We start from the raw sequence: 16,220 nt of genomic DNA, 5'->3' as shown, positions 1-16,220 counted from the left end.
CGACGGGATCCGTGGGGCGGGTGTAGCTCCGGCGCAGTGTCCGGCGCCGGTGGGATCGGACGTGATACGTGTGATCACTGTGAATAAGGGTGCGTACCCGCGGGTAGAGCCGCGATGGCGGTCCTGTCACCACGAACCCACAGGTACTCACGTGATCCAGGAAAAGGTCTGACATGTCCGAGTGCGCCTCGATCCCCGTGGCCCCGGGGGCCGTCCCGCTGCTGGGCCACCTGCCCCGGCTCGCCCGCGATCCCCTGCGCTACCTCGACACCCTGGCCGGCGAGGGCGGCCTGCTGCGGCTCCGGCTCGGGCCGAAGGAGATGATCGTGGTCTGCGACCCGCAGCTGACCCACCGGGTGCTGGTCGAAGACGACGTCTTCGACAAGGGCGGGCCGCTGTTCGAGGCGGCCGAGAAGCTGATGCCGACCGCGGTGGGCTTCGTGCCGCACGCACGGCACCGCCGTCTCAGGAAGCTGATGCAGCCCTCGTTCACCCGCGGCCGGATGCCCGGCTACGGCGAGATCATGACCGAGCAGATCGCGGCGACGGTGGCGGCCTGGCAGGACGGCCAGGAGCTGGACGTCGCCACCGGCCTGATGACGATCGCCGGCCGGGTGCTGACCTCGACGATGTTCTCCAGCTCGGTCTCCGAGCAGACGCTGGAGGAGATCGTGGCCGACGCCGTGGAGCTCACCCGCGGTGTGCTGATCGACACGGCCCTGCCGGCGCCGCTCGCCCGCCTCGTGCCTGGCTACCGCCGCTATCGCAGGGCCGTGGCACGGCTTCGGGCGACGATGCTGCGGCTGATCACCGAGCGGCGCGCCGAGGGCGAGGGAGCACTCGAACACGGCGACCTGCTCTCCGCGCTGCTGGCGAAGGCGCAGGACGGCAGCGGGGACCGGTTCTCGGACTCCGAGATCGTGGACCAGTTGGCGCTCATGATGATCGCGGGCACCGAGACGACCGCGCAGACGGTCTCCTGGGCCCTCTACGAGATCAGCAGACGCCCCGAGCTCGAGGCGGAACTGCACGCCGAGGTGGACGGAGTGCTGGGCGGACGCCCGGCCAACCACGACGACGTGGCGCGGCTCGAGGCGACGAACCGGCTGCTGGCCGAGGTGCTGCGGTTCCACAGCCCCTCGTGGCTGTTCACGAGGGTCACGACCGCGGAGACCGAGCTCGGGGGCCACGTCATACCGGCCGGAACCGACGTGCTCTACAGCCCCTACATCGTCAATCGGGACCCGCACGCGCATGAGTTCCCGCGCAGCTTCGATCCGGACCGCTGGCGGCCCGATCGCGCGGCGGGCATGCCGCGCGAGGGCTACATACCGTTCGGCACGGGGGCGCGCAAATGCATCGGCGACCAGTTCGCGATGGTCGAGACCGCGCTCATCCTCGCGGCCATCACCGCGAAGTGGCGTCTCGTGGCGGTGCCCGGCAACCGGCTGCGCGTCAACCGGAACGTGGTGAACACTCCCGCGGGCCTCAAGCTCCGCGTCGTCGCCCGAGAACGCTGACGTCGTCAGGGAAAAACGCCTGACGTGGCGGGAAAAGCAGTAGCCGGATAAGCAGCGGCCGGAAAAGCTCCAGCAGAAAAAGCACGAGCCCTGCGACGCCGAGGCGCGTCGCGGGGCTCGTGTCTGCGTTACGGGACCGTGCAATTAGCCGAGCGGCCAGACCCAGTCGCGGATCTCCGGCATGTCGTCGCCGTGCTCGCGCGTGTAGGAGCGGGCGGCCAGGCGGGCGTCGAGCATCCGCTGGCGCAGGTGCGCGCCGCGCTCGTGCAGCTCCGGGACGCGGTCGATCGCGTCGATGACGAGGTGGAAGCGGTCCAGGTCGTTCATCATGACCATGTCGAAGGGCGTGGTCGTGGTGCCCTCCTCCTTGTAGCCGCGCACGTGGATGTTGTCGTGGTTGGTGCGGCGGTAGGTCAGCCGGTGGATCAGCCACGGGTAGCCGTGGTAGGCGAAGATGACCGGGCGGTCGGCGGTGAACAGCGCGTCGAACTCGCGGTCGTTCAGGCCGTGCGGGTGCTCGGATTCGGGCTGCAGGCGCATCAGGTCGACGACGTTGACGACGCGGATCTTCAGCTCGGGGAACTCCTGCCGCAGGATCGCGGTCGCGGCGAGGGTCTCCAGCGTCGGGACGTCGCCCGCGCAGGCCATGACGAGGTCGGGCTCGGCGCCCTCGTCGTTCGAGGCCCACTCCCAGATGCCGATGCCGCGCGTGCAGTGCGCGACGGCCTCCTCCATGGACAGCCAGCTGAGCGCCGGCTGCTTGCCCGCGACGATGACGTTGACGTAGTGCTTGCTGCGCAGGCAGTGGTCCGCGACCGACAGCAGGGTGTTGGCGTCCGGCGGCAGGTAGACCCGGATGACGTCGGCCTTCTTGTTGACGACGTGGTCGATGAAGCCGGGGTCCTGGTGCGAGAAGCCGTTGTGGTCCTGCCGCCACACGTGCGAGGTGAGCAGGTAGTTGAGCGAGGCGATCGGGCGGCGCCAGGGGATGCGCTCGGTCGTCCTGAGCCACTTGGCGTGCTGGTTGAACATCGAGTCGACGATGTGGATGAACGCCTCGTAGCAGGAGAAGAAGCCGTGCCGGCCGGTGAGCAGGTAGCCCTCCAGCCAGCCCTGGCAGGTGTGCTCGGAGAGGATCTCCATCACCCGGCCGTCGGGGGCGAGGTCCGCGTCGTCGTCGGGCTCGGCGTCGGCGAGCCAGGTGCGGCCGGTGACCTCGAGCACGGCGCCGAGCCGGTTGGAGGCGGTCTCGTCCGGGCCGACGAGGCGGAAGTTCGCGTGCTGCTCGTTCGCGCGCATCACGTCGCGCAGGAAGCCGCCGAGCACGCGGGTCGCCTCGGCGCTGGTCACGCCGTGCTCCTTGATGTCCACGGCGTAGTCGCGGAAGTCCGGCAGCTCCAGGTCGCGCAGCAGCAGGCCGCCGTTGGCGTGCGGGTTGGCACCCATCCGCCGCTCGCCCGAAGGGGCCAGCGCCGCCAGTTCCGGGATCAGCGCGCCCTGCTCGTCGAACAGCTCGTTCGGCCGGTACGAGGCGAGCCACTGCTCCAGCTGGGCGAGGTGCGCGGGGTTGTCGTGCAGGCCGGAGAGCGGCACCTGGTGGGAGCGCCAACTGCCCTCGGTGCGCTTGCCGTCCACCTCCTTCGGGCCGGTCCAGCCCTTCGGCGAGCGGAAGACGATCATCGGCCAGCGCGGCCGCTCGACGACTCCGGTGTTCTCCCGGGCGAGCCGCTGGATGGCGGCGATGTCCTGGAACGCGTCGTCGAGCGCGGCGGCCATCGCCTGGTGCGCGGCATCGTGGTCCTCAGGGTCCTGCACCTCGACGGTGATCGGCCGGTAGCCGTACCCGGTGAGCAGGGCGTCGAGCTCCTCGCGCGGGATCCGGGCCAGCACCGTCGGATTGGCGATCTTGAAGCCGTTCAGCTGCAGGATCGGCAGGACGGCGCCGTCGCGCGCCGGGTCGAGGAACTTGTCGGAGTGCCAGGAGGCGGCCAGCGGGCCGGTCTCGGCCTCGCCGTCTCCGATCACGCACGCGACGACGAGGCCGGGGTTGTCGAAGGCGGCGCCGTAGGCGTGCGAGAGGGCGTAGCCGAGCTCGCCGCCCTCGTGGATCGAGCCGGGCGTCTCGGGGGCGACGTGGCTGGGGATGCCGCCGGGGAAGGAGAACTGGCGAAAGAGCCGGCGCAGTCCCGCCTCGTCCCGGCCGATGCCAGGATAGAACTCGCTGTAGGTTCCTTCCAGGTACGTGTTGGCGACCAGCGCCGGACCGCCGTGCCCGGGGCCGGCGACGTAGATCGCGTCCAGGTCGCGGGCCTTGATCTGCCGGTTCAGGTGCGCGTAGATCAGATTCAGTCCCGGCGTGGTCCCCCAGTGGCCGAGCAGCCGCGGCTTGACGTGCGCGGCCTGCAGCGGCTCGCGCAGCAGCGGGTTGTCGAGGAGGTAGATCTGGCCCACCGACACGTAGTTCGCCGCGCGCCAGTACGCGTCGATGAGGTCGAGTTCGCGGCGGTCGAGCGGAGTCGGTGCTGTCGTCGTCTGCGTCGTCGTCATGGATCCATCCTCCGGCCGGAGGGCCGCGCGCGACAGGGACCATAGGCCTAGTCGGGCGGGCCGCTCGGCCTTTCGGGTGGCCGGGCCGGACGCGTGCGACATGTGAGGGAGAATCAGCGCATGAGCTTCGGAACGCTCGCCGTCGTCGTGCTGATCGGGCTGCTGGGTCCGCTGCTGGCGTACCCGCCGAGCTGGCGGGTGCCGGTGGTCGTCGGCGAACTGGCCGCGGGCGTGCTGCTCGGGCCGACGCTGGCCGACTTCCTGCACCCGGACGACAAGACCTTCGCGTTCCTGGCGGAGATCGGCTTCGCGCTGGTGATGTTCGTGGCGGGCTCGCACGTGCCGATCCGCGATCCGCGGCTGGTCAAGGGGCTGCGCAGGGGCGCGGTGCGGGCGGTCGCGGTCGGCGCCATCGCGGTGCTGCCGGCGTTCGCGCTGGCCCGGGCGTTCCACACCGGCCATACGGCGATGTACGCGGTGCTGATCGCCTCGTCGTCCGCGGCGCTGGTGCTGCCGATGATCGACTCGCTCGGGCTGGAGGGCCCGGCGCTGCTCGAACTGGTGCCGCAGGTGGCGATCGCGGACACGCTGTGCATCGTGGCCGTCCCCCTGGCCGTCGATCCGGCGCACGCGGGCCGGGCCACGCTCGGCGCGCTCGCGGTGATCGGCTGCGCGGCGGTGCTGTTCGTCCTGTTCCGGGAGGTCGAGCGCTCGGGGCTGCGGCACCGCATGCATCGGCTCTCCGAGCAGCGGAAGTTCGCCCTCGAACTTCGCTTCAGCCTCGCCGCGCTGTTCGGGCTCGCGGCGCTGGCCGTGCAGACGCACGTGTCCGTCATGCTCGCCGGCTTCTCGCTCGGCCTCGCGGTCGCGGCGGTGGGCGAGCCGCGTCGGCTGGCGCGGCAGTTGTTCGCGATCACGGACGGCTTCTTCAGTCCGCTGTTCTTCGTCTGGCTCGGCGCCGAGCTGAATCTGCGCCAGCTCGGGCACCGGCCCGGGTTCATCCTGCTGGGCGTGGCGCTGGGACTGGCGGCGGCGGCCGCGCACGCGCTGATGCGGTTCAGCGGCCAGCCGATCGCGCTCGGCGTGCTCGCGGCGAGCCAGCTCGGGGTGCCGGTGGCGGCGGCGACGCTGGGAACGCAGGTGCACGTGCTGCAACCCGGCGAGGCCGCGGCGCTGATGCTCGGCGCGCTCATCACCATCGCCGCCGCGGCGCTCGCGGGGCACGCGGCCGCGCAGGCCACGGAGACGGCCGCGACGACTGCCCCGGCACCGGGCTGACCCCCGCGTGACGACGGTCGTCCGTCGGCGCGGAGCTGCGATGGCCATGGCGGCGGTCGGCGGTCGGCGGTCGCCGCGGACGTGACAGCGGTCGGCGGAAATCGGCGCGGCCGCGCGATGGCCATGGCGACGGCCGTGACGGCGGTCGTCGGTCGGCGCGGACGTGACGGCGGTCGGCGGACATCGGCGCGGCCGCGCGATAGCCGTGGCGACGGCCGTGACGGCGGCTCTTTCGGTCGGCGGCCGCGCGACGGGCCGTCAGCTCAACGGGGCGTGGGGAGGCGCAGCACCGCCGTCAGCCCCCCGCCGGGCGTCTCCTCCAGCGCCACCTCGGCGCCGTTCGCCGCCGCGAGCCGGTGCACGATCGCGAGCCCGAGGCCGTTGCCGCCGGTGCTGGACTGGCCGAAGCGGCGGAAGGCGTTCTCCCTCGCCTGCGCCGGCATGCCGGGTCCGTCGTCGGCCACGCGCACCTCGACCCGCTCGTCGGTGACGGTCGCGCCGACCTCGATCGCGCCGCCTTCGGGCACTGAGTCGAGGGCGTTGGCGATCAGGTTGTCGAGCATCTGCTCGAGGTCGCCGGGGCCGAGCAGCACCTCGGCCGCGCGCTTGCAGGAGGCGTCCAGCCGGACGCCGCGCTCCCTGGCGACCGGCTCCCAGGCCGCGACGCGGTCGACGGCGATCTCGTCCGCGCGCACGGTCTCCGGCCGCGGCACCGAGGCCTCCGCCCGGGCGACCGTCAGCAGCCCGTCCACCAGGCTGCCGAGGCGCGCGAGTTCGAGTTGCAGGCCGGCCAGTTCCTCGGCGGTCTCGCCCTCCGATTCCTCGGTGAGCACGTCCACGCGCAGGCGCAGCGCGGTCAGCGGCGTGCGCAGCTGATGCGACACGTCCGCGACCCACTCGCGGTGGCTGCCGACGAGCGACTGGATGCGCTCAGCCATACGGTTGAACGCCGTCGAGAGCTCGCGTACCTCGTTCGGCCCCGCGGTCGTCGTGGGCGCCCGGGTTTCCAACGCGCCGCCGCCGAATCGGGCCGCGCTCGCGCCGAGAACGGTGAGCGGACGCGCGACCCACCGGCCGAGCCACAGCGCGAACAGCACGCCGGCCGCGAGCACGATGATGCCGGTCAGCGCGAGCCAGGCCCAGACCTCGACGATCCGGTCGGTCATCGGGTCGGCGGTGCGCGCGAGCACGGCCACGCCCGAGGCGTTGCCGTCGTCGCCGACCGGCACCGCGGCCAGCAGCCAGTCGCCGTCGCGGGTGCTGATCTCGCCGGAGCCGGAGCGCACCCTCGCGGCGATTGCGGCCCACGACGCGTCGGTCGCGGTGGCGCACGGAGTCTTGGCGACGAGCTCGAGCGCCTTGCCGTACACGGCCGCGCAGTCGCCGCGCCCGGCGGCCTCGGACAGCGCGCTGTCCATGGCGGTGCGCGGGTCGTGGTCCGCGAGGTACTCCTCCGCGCGCGCCGAGAGCTGGTCGGCCGAGGAGAGCACCTGGTACTGGAAGTCGGCGCGCTCGTTGGAGGTCAGCGAGAAGCCCAGCGGCACCACCGCGAGCAGCAGCAGTGCGGCGACCAAACCGACCGTGACCAGCGCGATCCGCCGTGACACGTACTCAGTCTCCGGAGGCTGCGGCGACCGCGGCGGACGGGACCAGCCGGAAGCCGTGGCCGTACAGGGTCTCGATCAGGCCGTCGATCGCGAGCTTGCGGCGCAGCGCGGCGATGTGCACGTCGAGCACGCGCGTCGGGCCGTACCAGTTCTCGTCCCAGACGCGGGTGATCAGCGAGTGCCGGGAGATCGCCCGGCCGGGCTCGGCGATCAGGCACTCGAGGATGTCGAACTCCTTCGGCGTCAGCGATATCTCGCCGCCGCGCACCCAGATCTGCCGGGCGCGGGGATCGACGGAGAGCACCCCGACGACGTAGCGCGGCCCCGTCGGCCGGACCCGGCGCAGCACGGCGCGGATCCGCGCCTTGAGCTCCTCGAGGCCGAAGGGCTTGACGAGGTAGTCGTCGGCGCCGTCGTCGAGGGCCACGACCCGGTCGACCTCGCCGTCCCGCGCGGTGACCACGATCACGGCGGCGTCGGAGTGCTCGCGCAGCCGGCGGCACACCTCGAGGCCGTCCATGTCCGGCAGCCCGAGGTCGAGCAGCACGACGTCGGCGGGCCGCGCACTGAGCGCGGCACGGCCGGTCGCGACCGTCTCGACCAGGTATCCGCAGCGGGTCAGGCCGCGGCGCAGCGGATGGGCGATCCCCTCGTCATCCTCCACGACGAGCACGCGCACCGGAGGCTGTACGGGGGCGGCTGTCTGCGTCACCGCCTTAAGGTAACCCAGCCGCTGCGGATTCAGTACCAGCCGGTGTCGCACCTCCGGCCGGAACCGGGCCGCGACCGGCGCACGGGGTCTTCGCTGTTCGTTCCGGTAAAGCTTGCGCATTCGTCTTGTGACTGGTCAGAACCCTGGTTACTTCTGAGTAAGAAGTATCCACCAGGGAGGAACCCACCGTGATGCCCACGTTCTTCCGACGGAGCCTGTCCGTCGTCGCCACCACCGGCACCGCCGCCGCGATCGCCATCGGGGGCGGCGGCGCCGCGCACGCCTCCAGCGCCTCCTACGTCGCGCTCGGCGACTCCTACTCGTCCGGGGTCGGCGCCGGCAGCTACACCAGCTCCAGCGGCAGCTGCGACCGGAGCACCAACGCCTACCCGTATCTGTGGGACTCGGCCAACGCCCCGACCTCGTTCACCGACAACGCCTGTTCGGGCGCCACCACCTCGACCGTGGAGTCCAGCCAGCTGTCCGGCCTGAGCTCCTCGACGACGCTCGTGTCGATCACCGTCGGCGGCAACGACGTCGGTTTCAGCACGGTTATGGAGGACTGCATCCTCGAGGGCACCAGCGCCTGCGAGTCCGCCGTCTCCAGCGCCGAGACCGAGGCCGAGAACGACCTGCCGGCCAAGCTCGACACGCTTTACAGCGACATCAAGGCGGACGCACCGAACGCGCACGTCGTCGTCATCGGCTACCCGGAGTTCTACGACCTCGCCGAGTCGGGCACCTGCGCGGGCCTGAGCTACGACAGCCGGTCGGCGATCAACGGCGGCGCGGACACGCTGGACAGCGTGATCTCCACCGAGGCCGCGAAGTACAGCGACTTCAGCTACGTCGACATCCGCTCCTACTTCAGCGGCCACGAGATCTGCGACAGCAGCGCGTGGCTGCACTCGTTCGTGCTCACCGACACCTCGGAGTCGTACCACCCGACCGCGACCGGGCAGGCCGACGCCTACTACCCGGCGTTCGAGGCGGGCGTGGCCGAGTAGCCGCAGTCGCCCGGGCCGCCGCGCAGGGGCCCTCGGAACGGCGGGGCGGTCGTTCCGAGGGCCCGTTTCACTTCTTCGCGAGCTGGTCGAGCTCCGTGCGGGTCGGCGGCTCGGCGCCGCCGCGGGTGCAGGCCAGGGCGCCCGCGATCGTGCAGTGTTCGAGCAGTCTGCGCAGTTCGTCCGGCTCCTGCGGGATGCGGACCCTGCCGTCGGATTCGCCGCCGTAGCCGAGCAGCGCGTCGAGCAGCGCGGCCTGGAACGCGTCGCCGGCGCCGATGGTGTCCACGACCTCGACGACGGGCGACGGCGCCTCGACGCGGTGCTCCGGGGTGACGGCCGTGGCGCCGCGCGGGCCGTGGGTGACGACGGCGAGCCGCGGGCCGAGGGTCAGCAGCGCGCGGGCCGAGTCGACCGGATCAGCGCCCGGATACAGCCATTCGAGGTCTTCGTCGCTCGCCTTGACCACGTGCGCGTAGCGGACGAGCTGGTCGGCGGCCGCGCGGTACGCGTCGCGCCGCGGCAGCGCGGCCGGGCGCACGTTGAGGTCGATGGCGACGGTCCCGCCCGCCTTGCCGCGCACGTGCCGGCAGGCCTCTTGCACGCGGTCGGCGCCCGGCCCGATGATCCCGGCGAGCGAGCCGGTGTGCAGCAGCGCGACGTCCGCGGCGATGTCGATCGGCCCGGGATCCCAGGCGGGCAGGAACTCGTAGGTCGCGCCGCGGGTGACCGGATCGACGTAGGCCAGCGCGATCGTCGTGCGGTTCGAGAGGCTGCGCAGCCGCTGCACGTTCAGCCCGGCGCGCTCCAGATGCGCCCCGACCAGCCGTCCCGCCGGATCGTCGCCCCAGCAGGTGCAGAGCGTGGCGGGCACTCCGAGCCGCTGCAGGCCCAGCGCGACGTTCGCCGGACTGCCGCCGGGGTACGGCGTGATCCGGTCGGTCTCGTCGGTTCTCCAGATCAGATCGACGAGCACCTCGCCGACCACCAGCACGCTCATCGGAGATCGGATTCGGTTGTCGGCACGCACCGATTGTAGAGGGGTTGCCGCGGCGGGCGCCCGATCGGGCAGAGGTACCCGCAGCTCGTGCGGCAGGGCACGGATTGAGTCCCTGGTGCACCAGGACGGGGTCGGCGCCGCTGGAGTACGCTGACTATCGTTCAACAATCCTCCGCTCCGGGAAGGCCTCGACCGTGACGACCGGCACCGCCCACTCCGCCTCGTCCTCGCCCGCCATGTCCTCGCCCGTGGCCGCCACGGTCCGCGCCTGCGCCGAGCGCGCCGCGAAGGGCGCCGCGTCCCTGGTGAACGCACCCGGTTCGGCGATCGACGCGGCCCTGCGCGGCATGGCCGGGCGGGTGCGTTCCGCAGTCCCGGCGCTGATCGCGGCGAATGAGGCCGACCTCGCCGCCGCGCGGGCGAGCGGGATGTCCGAAGCGCTGCAGGACCGGCTCCGGCTGACCGGAGCACGGCTGGACGCGATGTCCGAGCAGCTCACGGCGCTGGCCGAGGTGCCGGACGAGCCGCGCGACCGGATCGTCGAGCGGCGGCCGGACGGGCTGACGCTGCTGGAGCGGCGCCGGCCGGTCGGCGTGATCGGCGCGAACTTCGAGGCGCGGCCGAACGTGACCGTGGACGTCGCCTCGCAGCTGCTCAAGTCGCGCAACGGCGGCGTGCTGCGTACCGGCTCGGCGGCGCTGCGCTCCAGCCAGGCGCTGATGGACGAGGCCGTGGCCCCCGCGCTGGCCGAGGCCGGCCTGGACCCGGACGCGGTCCAGCTCATCCCGGCCGAGGACCGTTCGGCGGCGTACGCGCTGGTCGCGGTGCCCGACCTGATCCCCCTGGTCATCCTGCGCGGCAGCGGCGAGAGCACCCGCGACCTGGCGCGCGAGGCCGCGCAGCACGGCGTGCGCACGCTGGCCCACGCGGACGGCGGCGGCGTGCTCTACATCGCGCCGGGCGCGACCCCGGAGCTCGCGCACCGGATGGTCGAGGAGAGCCTGGACCGGCTCGGCGTCTGCAACCGTCTCAATCTTCTGCTTCTCGACCGCTCGCTGCACGACGAGCTGCTGCCGGGCATCCTCGGGCTGCTCGGGCGCCTCGGGATCGACGCCTCGCTCCCCCCGCACGAGCACCCGCGCGGCTTCGAGTGGGCGCTCGACGCCGAGCGCGCCGCGACCGTCACCGTCGACGCCGTCGACGGACCCGAGGAGGCGGCCAGGATCGCCGACACGGAGACCTCCGGCCTCGCCGCCGCGGTCGCCACCGAGGACGCCGCGATCGCGCGCCGGTTCCTCGACGCCTACGGCGGTTCCGGCGGCTTCTGGAACTGCCCGACCCGGCTGCTCGACGGCTTCAAGCTGCTCCGGCTGCCCGAGACCGGCATCAACATCGACCGCGTCCCCGGCCCGCGCGGACCGGTCACCTTCCGCGACCTCTCGCTGCGCCAGTACGTGACCGTGCCGACGGAGTATCTGTCAGAGCTCTGAGCCGGCCAGGCTGAACGAGCGGCGGTAGTCGACCGGGGTGACGCCGACGACGCGGCGGAAGTGATGGCGCAGCAGGGCGCCGGAGCCGAGGCCGCAGGCGTGCGCGATCTCCTCCATGCCGAGCCCGGTCTCCTCCAGCAGGCGCCGCGCGTGCAGCACGCGCTGCTGGGTGATCCAGCGCAGCGGCGTGGTACCGGTCTCGGCGACGAAGCGGCGCGCGAAGGTGCGCTCCGACATCCGCGCGCGGCGGGCGAGCCGGGCGGTGCTGAACTCGGTGGTGAGGTTCTCGATCATCCAGTCGAGCACCGGCTGGAGGCTGTCGCACTCCGTCTCGGGAACCGGCAGGTCGATGAACTGCCGCTGGCCGCCGTCGCGCTGCGGCGGCACGATCATCCGGCGCGCGATCGCGTTGGCCACGGCCGATCCGAGCTCGCGGCGTACGAGGTGCAGGCAGGCGTCGATCCCGGAGGCGGTGCCCGCGCTGGTGATCACGCTGCCCTCGTCGACGAACAGGACATCCGGATCGACCTTCGTCTCCGGGTAGCGCCGGGCGAATTCGTCCACGTGCTTCCAGTGCAGCGTGCAGCGGCGGCCGTCGAGGATTCCGGCCTCCGCCAGCAGGAAAGCGCCCGAGCACACCGTGAGCAGCGTCGTCCCGCGGGCCGCCGCGGCGCGCAGCGCGTCGAGGATCGCGGGCGGGAAGCCGGCCGGCGCCCCGGCGACGGCGGGCACGACAACCAGGTCGGCGTCCTCGAGCGCGTCGAGGCCGTGGGACGGAACGAGCCGGAAGCCGGTGGAATCGAGTGGCCTTCCCGGGTGCTCGCCGCACACCCGGAAGTCGAACGGCGGCACGCCGTCCTCGGTGCGGTCGACGCCGAACACCTCGCACACCACGCCGAGCTCGAACGCGGCGGAGCCGTTCATCACCAGAGCCGAGACCGTCTTCAGCATGCTCTTAACGCTATCTGGCAGGATATTGTGGCACAAGGGCAATGGTGCCACTGTTGACGGACACTCATGGCTCGAATACTGGGACTTATGAACGAGACAGAGCTATTCCCCGAGGTCAGGACCGCCCGCGTGGTGGTCGGCGTGACCGGTTCGGTGAGCAGCGGTGCCGCGTTGCGCCGCGCCGTCTTCGAGGCGCGGCGCAACGGCAGCCCCCTCGTCATCGTGTACGCGTGGGAGCCGCCGGGCGGCGAGGCGGTCTACCGCAGAGCGCCGGTGCCCGGAATGCTGCCCACCTGGGAGCGGGAGGCGCGCGAGAAGCTGTCCGCCGCGATCGCCGAGTCGCTCGGCGCCATCCCCGCGGATCTGCACGTCGAGGTCCTCGTCGTGCGCGCACCGGCCGCCTTCGCGCTGAACGCGCTGGCCGACCGCGCGAACGATCTGCTGGTGCTCGGCGCCGGCCCGCGGCGCTCGCTCGTCGCGCAGCTGCGCGGCCGGATCCGCCGGGAGGTCGTCAGGACCGCTCAGGCGCCGGTGCTGCTGGTGGCCCCGGTATCCGTACCGCGTGCGATGCGGCGCGAGCTGCGCCGGGTCACGCCGGAAGACTTCCTGCGCTGAGCGGGTTCTGCGGGGCGCGGCAGCTTGTGCGGCGCGCAGCTTGGACGCGGCGGCAAATGCGACGCGGCTGCGCCGGACTCGCGAGAACTGACGCGGCGTCAGGCAGCGGCGATAGCCCGGAAAGAGGCGGGAATGCCGTAGCCCGGTCGGGTGGGTAGACCGACCGGACTACGTGCACTCCCCTCGGAAGTGGCTTTTCCTTTGCCTAGAAGGCGCCGACCCCGTCCGGCGTACCGAGGCCGGTCGGACCGTCCCAGCCGGTGCGCGCGGTGCACAGCTGGCTCGGCGAGCAGCTGCCGTCGCTCCCGGAGGTCACGTCGTACAGCGACGAGGAGTCGGCATAGGCGCGGGAGGCGTCGTTCACCGACGAGGTGTTGCCCGCCAGCGCGTAGACACTCGCGATGATCGGGGACGCGACGCTCGTGCCGCCGTACACCTGCCAGCCGACGTAGCCCTGGTACGCGGTCGAGTCGTAGACCGCGACGCCGGTGTTCGGGTCGGCCACCGCGGAGACGTCCGCGACGGCGCGCTTGGAGCAGCCGGTTCCGGCGCTCGACTGCTCGCTGGGCTTGGCCTCGTAGGACGAGCAGCCCGCGCCCGCACCGGACCAGGCGGTCTCGGTCCAGCCGCGCGTGTTCGAGGACGTGCTCAGCGAGGTGCCGCCGACCGCGGTGACGTACGGGCTCGCGGCCGGGTACTCGACTCCGTAGCCGCCGTCACCGGAGGACGCGGTGATGGCGACGCCGGGGTGGTCGTAGTACGTGGTGTCGTAGGTGGTGTCCGAGGAGGACTCGCTACCGCCGTAGCTGTTGGAGATCGCGTCGGCGCCGAGCTTGACGGCCTCGTTGACCGCCTTGCCCAGGTTGGCGTTGGAGGCGCTGGTGGCCTCGACCAGGATGATCTTGCAGTTCGGGCAGGTCGCGCTGACCATGTCCAGGTCGAGCGACTCCTCGGTGGCCCAGCCGGCGTTGGTCTTCGGCAGGCTCGTGGTGGAGCCGGTCTGGCTGACGATCTTCAGGCAGCCGCTGGCGACGGTGCAGGCGGAGAGCCCGTATTCGCTGCGGTAGACGGCGAGGTCGGCCGCGGCGTTCGGGTCCTTGTAGGCGTCCACGATGGCGACGGTCTCGCCGCTGCCGGCCGAGCTGGACGGCAGCTTGTACGCCGAGGTGATGGCGGAGGGTCCGTAGCCCGAGGGCGTGGCGTTCGCGACGGCGCCGGCCTTGTGCGACCTGGCGTCGTTGCGGATCGCGTCACTGTGCGCCCAGCCGGCGGCGGACGAGGCCTGGATGGCTGTGGTGGTGGCGGCGGTAGTGGCGGCGGTGGGTGTAGCGGCACTGGCCACGGCGGTGAGTGCGGGGGTAGCGCACAGACCCGCAGCGGCGGTGACCGCAAGAGCGAGCTTGGGTATGAGGCGTGGCATAAAACGAAGAATGGCGAACGCCGGCCCATGCCCGAGTAAAGCCGAAGCAAGGGCTACCCCATCCACGTTCAGCGTTGAGGGTATTCGCTACGCGTCGGTAAGATCACTCAGACGTACCAGTGTCCGCCATTCGAGACGCTGAGATCAACCCGCGAGGAGCTGCTCGAACGGGATGACCTCGTCTTCGTCCTCGATGTCCGAATCGCGCGGCTTCGGCTCACGGAGCGTCAGCAGCGCCGCCAGCTCCCCCGCCGCGCGGTCGATGCGCCCGACGAACTCGGCCGCCTCGCCGCCCCAGTCCTCCGTCGCCGCGTACACGGCGGTCGGCACGACGGTGGCGTGCAGGTAGGAGAACAGCGGGCGCAGCGCGTGCTCCAGGGCGAGCGAGTGCCGCGCGCTGCCGCCGGTCGCCGCGATCAGCACCGGGGTGCCGCTCAGCGCCATCGGGTCGATCAGGTCGAAGAAGGACTTGAACAGGCCGCTGTAGGACGCCGAGAAGATCGGCGAGACGACGATCAGGCCGTCCGCGTGCTCGACGTCGCGCAGGGCGTCGCCGAGCTCCGCGTTCGGGAAGCCGGTCACCAGGTTGTTGGCGATGTGCACGGCCAGGTCGCGCAGCTCGATCACCTCGACCCGCACGTCGCGGCCATGCAGCTGCAGGTCGCGCTCGGCGGCCGCGGCCAGCCGGTCGGCCAGCAGCCGCGTGCTCGAAGGCTGGCGCAGGCCCGCCGAGACGACGATCAACTGGAGCGCATCCATCCTCGTATACCTCTTCCCTGGTCTTTCCGATTCAGCTGTCCGACGCGTTCCGATTCAGCTGTCCGACGCGGTCGGCGACGCCGGCGGGTTCGACGCGGCGGCGAGCAGCGACGCGTGCGTCGGGGCGTCCGGGACGTTCGCCGGGCGGTTCCTGGCGAACTCCTCGCGCAGCACCGGCACGACCTTCTCGCCGAGCAGGTCGAGCTGCTCGAGCACCGTCTTGAGCGGCAGTCCCGCATGGTCCATCAGGAACAGCTGGCGCTGGTAGTCGCCGAAGTAGTCGCGGAACTTGAGCGTCTTCTCGATCACCTGGTCCGGCGAGCCGACGGTCAGCGGCGTGTCCCGGGTGAACTCCTCCAGCGAGGGCCCGTGCCCGTAGACCGGGGCGTTGTCGAAGTACGGCCTGAACTCGCGGACGGCATCCTGCGACCTCTCGCGCATGAACACCTGGCCGCCGAGCCCGACGATCGCCTGCTCCTCGCTCCCGTGCCCGTAGTGCGCGAACCGGCGCCGGTACAGGCCGATCAGCTTCTGGTAGTGCTCCTTCGGCCAGAAGATGTTGTTCGCGAAGAACCCGTCACCGTAATACGCGGCCTGCTCCGCGATCTCCGGCGAGCGGATCGAGCCGTGCCACACGAACGGCGGCACGCCGTCGAGCGGACGCGGCGTCGAGGTGAACCCGTGCAGCGGCGTGCGGTACTTCCCCTCCCAGTCGACCACATCCTCACGCCACAGCCGGTGCAGCAGCGCGTAGTTCTCCACCGCCAGCCGGATCCCGTCCCGGATGTCCTTGCCGAACCACGGATAGACCGGACCGGTGTTCCCCCGCCCCATCACCAGGTCCACCCGGCCGCCGGACAGGTGCTGAAGCATCGCGTAATCCTCCGCGATCTTCACCGGATCGTTCGTCGTGATCAACGTCGTCGCCGTCGAGAGGACCAGGCGCTCCGTGCGCGCCGCGATCCACCCCAGCATCGTCGTCGGAGACGACGGCACGAACGGCGGATTGTGATGCTCGCCCGTCGCGAACACATCAAGGCCCACCTCCTCGGCCTTCAACGCGATCGCCGTCATCGCCTTGATCCGCTCACCCTCGGTCGGCGTCCGACCGGTGGTGGGATCCGGCGTGACGTCGCCGACGGTGAAGATCCCGAACTGCACGGCACTCACCCCTTCGAGGTTGTTGACGATTCAACTATACCTCCGCGAACGCGGGTCCGCCGACCGCTATTCCCCCCGGACGATCTTCACCCGCTCCCCGCGCGACCGGGCCCTGCCGCACCGTCGCACCCGTGCCGCGCACGCACCCGCGCAGCC

Annotated in this window: 13 protein-coding genes; 5 read left to right on the top strand and 8 right to left on the bottom strand. The window is 71.7% G+C overall.

Annotation, left to right across the window (positions count from 1 at the left end; all coding sequences use genetic code 11):
* Window positions 1-173: 173 nt before the first annotated feature.
* Window positions 174-1,520: a cytochrome P450 gene (locus KDK95_RS15210; protein ID WP_212518811.1), complete on the top strand. Its 1,347-nt coding sequence runs from the start codon at window positions 174-176 to the stop codon at window positions 1,518-1,520.
* Between the two features lie 144 nt (window positions 1,521-1,664).
* Here KDK95_RS15210 and KDK95_RS15205 read toward each other — a convergent pair whose 3' ends face one another.
* The gene (locus tag KDK95_RS15205) at window positions 1,665-4,067 is read right to left on the bottom strand and encodes a phosphoketolase family protein (RefSeq protein WP_212518810.1); all 2,403 of its coding nucleotides are present in this window, start codon (window positions 4,065-4,067) and stop codon (window positions 1,665-1,667) included.
* A 120-nt stretch (window positions 4,068-4,187) separates the two neighbouring features.
* Here KDK95_RS15205 and KDK95_RS15200 point away from each other — a divergent pair, with 120 nt between their 5' ends.
* Window positions 4,188-5,345 carry a cation:proton antiporter gene (locus tag KDK95_RS15200; RefSeq protein WP_212518809.1) on the top strand — a complete coding sequence of 386 codons (1,158 nt, stop codon included), beginning with the start codon at window positions 4,188-4,190 and terminating at the stop codon, window positions 5,343-5,345.
* 263 nt (window positions 5,346-5,608) lie between these two features.
* On the opposite strand, the gene KDK95_RS15195 is transcribed toward KDK95_RS15200, so the two are convergent.
* Both KDK95_RS15195 and KDK95_RS15190 read right to left on the bottom strand, forming a co-directional pair.
* Entirely contained in the window at window positions 5,609-6,952 is a 1,344-nt protein-coding gene (locus tag KDK95_RS15195; RefSeq protein WP_212518808.1) for a sensor histidine kinase, read from the bottom strand.
* Between the two features lie 4 nt (window positions 6,953-6,956).
* On the bottom strand, window positions 6,957-7,664 hold the full coding sequence (locus KDK95_RS15190; protein WP_307844365.1) for a response regulator transcription factor: 708 nt from the start codon (window positions 7,662-7,664) through the stop codon (window positions 6,957-6,959).
* 191 nt (window positions 7,665-7,855) lie between these two features.
* On the opposite strand from KDK95_RS15190, the gene KDK95_RS15185 reads away from it, so the two are divergent.
* On the top strand, window positions 7,856-8,671 hold the full coding sequence (locus tag KDK95_RS15185) for an SGNH/GDSL hydrolase family protein (protein ID WP_212518806.1): 816 nt from the start codon (window positions 7,856-7,858) through the stop codon (window positions 8,669-8,671).
* Window positions 8,672-8,738: 67 nt separating this feature from the next.
* Here KDK95_RS15185 and KDK95_RS15180 read toward each other — a convergent pair whose 3' ends face one another.
* Window positions 8,739-9,668, bottom strand: a complete 930-nt coding sequence (locus KDK95_RS15180) for a carbohydrate kinase family protein (RefSeq protein ID WP_212518805.1) — start codon at window positions 9,666-9,668, stop codon at window positions 8,739-8,741.
* Between the two features lie 236 nt (window positions 9,669-9,904).
* Here KDK95_RS15180 and KDK95_RS15175 point away from each other — a divergent pair, with 236 nt between their 5' ends.
* Window positions 9,905-11,158, top strand: coding sequence for an aldehyde dehydrogenase family protein (locus KDK95_RS15175; protein ID WP_306466542.1), 1,254 nt, complete (start codon window positions 9,905-9,907; stop codon window positions 11,156-11,158).
* On the opposite strand, the gene KDK95_RS15170 is transcribed toward KDK95_RS15175, so the two are convergent.
* On the bottom strand, window positions 11,147-12,109 hold the full coding sequence (locus KDK95_RS15170) for a GlxA family transcriptional regulator (RefSeq protein WP_212518803.1): 963 nt from the start codon (window positions 12,107-12,109) through the stop codon (window positions 11,147-11,149). The genes KDK95_RS15175 and KDK95_RS15170 overlap by 12 nt on opposite strands.
* 87 nt (window positions 12,110-12,196) lie before the next feature.
* Here KDK95_RS15170 and KDK95_RS15165 point away from each other — a divergent pair, with 87 nt between their 5' ends.
* Entirely contained in the window at window positions 12,197-12,724 is a 528-nt protein-coding gene (locus KDK95_RS15165) for a universal stress protein (protein ID WP_212518802.1), read from the top strand.
* A gap of 205 nt (window positions 12,725-12,929) precedes the next feature.
* Here the strand turns inward: KDK95_RS15165 and KDK95_RS15160 are convergent, their stop codons facing one another.
* The 3 genes from KDK95_RS15160 to KDK95_RS15150 all read right to left on the bottom strand — a co-directional run bounded on the left by KDK95_RS15160 (window position 12,930) and on the right by KDK95_RS15150 (window position 16,064).
* Window positions 12,930-14,144: a S53 family peptidase gene (locus KDK95_RS15160; RefSeq protein ID WP_212518801.1), complete on the bottom strand. Its 1,215-nt coding sequence runs from the start codon at window positions 14,142-14,144 to the stop codon at window positions 12,930-12,932.
* A gap of 144 nt (window positions 14,145-14,288) precedes the next feature.
* A complete protein-coding gene (locus KDK95_RS15155) occupies window positions 14,289-14,903 on the bottom strand; it encodes an FMN reductase (RefSeq protein WP_212518800.1) in 615 nt (204 codons plus the stop codon).
* A 54-nt stretch (window positions 14,904-14,957) separates the two neighbouring features.
* A complete protein-coding gene (locus KDK95_RS15150) occupies window positions 14,958-16,064 on the bottom strand; it encodes an LLM class flavin-dependent oxidoreductase (RefSeq protein ID WP_372463329.1) in 1,107 nt (368 codons plus the stop codon).
* Window positions 16,065-16,220: the final 156 nt, after the last annotated feature.

The sequence above is a fragment of the Actinospica acidithermotolerans genome, from assembly GCF_018139625.1.
GTDB classification, from domain to species: domain Bacteria; phylum Actinomycetota; class Actinomycetes; order Streptomycetales; family Catenulisporaceae; genus Actinospica; species Actinospica acidithermotolerans.
The sequence above is the reverse complement of the archived record's forward strand: the minus strand, read 5'-3'. Positions and strand labels throughout refer to the sequence as shown.

Excerpts from the sequence above, each read along its gene's own strand:
- KDK95_RS15210 (WP_212518811.1), top strand. The coding sequence starts at position 174 with ATGTCCGAGTGCGCCTCGATCCCCGTGGCCCCGGGGGCCGTCCCGCTG.
- KDK95_RS15205 (WP_212518810.1), bottom strand. The coding sequence starts at position 4,067 with ATGACGACGACGCAGACGACGACAGCACCGACTCCGCTCGACCGCCGC.
- KDK95_RS15200 (WP_212518809.1), top strand. The coding sequence starts at position 4,188 with ATGAGCTTCGGAACGCTCGCCGTCGTCGTGCTGATCGGGCTGCTGGGT.
- KDK95_RS15185 (WP_212518806.1), top strand. The coding sequence starts at position 7,856 with ATGCCCACGTTCTTCCGACGGAGCCTGTCCGTCGTCGCCACCACCGGC.
- KDK95_RS15180 (WP_212518805.1), bottom strand. The coding sequence starts at position 9,668 with ATGAGCGTGCTGGTGGTCGGCGAGGTGCTCGTCGATCTGATCTGGAGA.
- KDK95_RS15175 (WP_306466542.1), top strand. The coding sequence starts at position 9,905 with ATGTCCTCGCCCGTGGCCGCCACGGTCCGCGCCTGCGCCGAGCGCGCC.
- KDK95_RS15170 (WP_212518803.1), bottom strand. The coding sequence starts at position 12,109 with ATGCTGAAGACGGTCTCGGCTCTGGTGATGAACGGCTCCGCCGCGTTC.
- KDK95_RS15165 (WP_212518802.1), top strand. The coding sequence starts at position 12,197 with ATGAACGAGACAGAGCTATTCCCCGAGGTCAGGACCGCCCGCGTGGTG.
- KDK95_RS15160 (WP_212518801.1), bottom strand. The coding sequence starts at position 14,144 with ATGCCACGCCTCATACCCAAGCTCGCTCTTGCGGTCACCGCCGCTGCG.
- KDK95_RS15155 (WP_212518800.1), bottom strand. The coding sequence starts at position 14,903 with ATGGATGCGCTCCAGTTGATCGTCGTCTCGGCGGGCCTGCGCCAGCCT.